Source organism: Bartonella florencae (assembly GCF_000312525.1).
GTDB lineage: Bacteria > Pseudomonadota > Alphaproteobacteria > Rhizobiales > Rhizobiaceae > Bartonella > Bartonella florencae.
The window spans coordinates 1-289 of the sequence record NZ_HE997522.1 but is presented as its reverse complement, the minus strand read 5'-3'; the positions used below and the strand labels follow the sequence as shown (position 1 = coordinate 289).

General features: G+C 55.0%; 1 pseudogene. It reads right to left on the bottom strand.

The features are described from left to right. Positions 1 to 289, bottom strand: a pseudogene (locus BN202_RS10065) (cell envelope integrity protein TolA); the annotation flags it as partial.

Here is a 289-nt window from a genome sequence, read left to right as displayed (position 1 = left end):
AGCCTTTTCTGCCGCACCACCTGCAGCTTTATTGACGGCATCAGCAGCCTTTTCTGCCGCACCCGCTGCAGCTTTATTCACCACATCAGCAGCCTTTTCCGCCGCACCACCTGCAGCTTTATTGACGGCATCAGCAGCCTTCTCTGCCACACCATTTGCAGCTTTATTCACCACATCAGCAGCCTTTTCCACCGCACCACCTGCAGCTTTATTCACCACATCAGCAGCCTTTTCCGCCGCACCGCCTGCAGCTTTATTGACGGCATCAGCAGCCTTTTCTGCCGCATCA